This window comes from Mesorhizobium sp. M6A.T.Ce.TU.002.03.1.1 (assembly GCF_003997275.1).
Taxonomy (GTDB): Bacteria; Pseudomonadota; Alphaproteobacteria; order Rhizobiales; family Rhizobiaceae; genus Mesorhizobium; species Mesorhizobium mediterraneum.
The window spans coordinates 1-510 of record NZ_RZTI01000312.1; the positions used below are offsets into that span (position 1 = coordinate 1).

1 protein-coding gene and 1 pseudogene are annotated in these 510 nt (G+C 67.1%); both read right to left on the reverse strand.

All coding sequences use genetic code 11. The features are described from left to right. Positions 1-157: pseudogene (locus EOC93_RS35260) on the reverse strand (sel1 repeat family protein); the annotation flags it as partial. A gap of 1 nt (position 158) precedes the next feature. After that, positions 159-510, reverse strand: a 352-nt coding sequence (locus tag EOC93_RS33710) for a thiamine phosphate synthase (RefSeq protein WP_206532312.1), incomplete at its 5' end; no start/stop codon positions are given.

Sequence of the window (510 nt, forward strand, 5' to 3'; positions counted from 1 at the left end):
CCGTGGTAGCGGGCTGCGGCAACGGCTTGTCGATCGGCTTGTCGGTGTGGACGCCGATTTCCGGCTTGGGCTGCGGCAGGGGGATGGTCTCCGCGGCGGCAGCCTGGACCATCAGCACCGCAAGCAGAGCCTGGAGGGGAAGCGTCGCCGAGGACATTTCAGTCCTCGAAGCGCGGCGCGGTCTCGTCGAGCAGCGCGTTGGCGGTGGCGACCGCTGTCCTGGGGTCGGTGCCGTCGGCAAACACGGCGCTCGACAGCGCCACGAATTCAGCGCCGGTGGCGCCCACCGCTTCGACCGAGGCGATGTCGGATCCGGCCATGACGATGCAAGGGATCTGGATCATGTCCGCCCACCATGCGCCGAGCGACAGGTTGCGCGGGTGCGGTTCGGGCTTGTTGTCGTAACCGAAGCGGCCGAAGAAGATGTAGTCTGGCCGCGTTTCGCCAAGCTCGAGCGCGTCGTCACGTGTCTTGGCGCCGCCGGTGCCGACCATCATCTTTGCCTGGAAA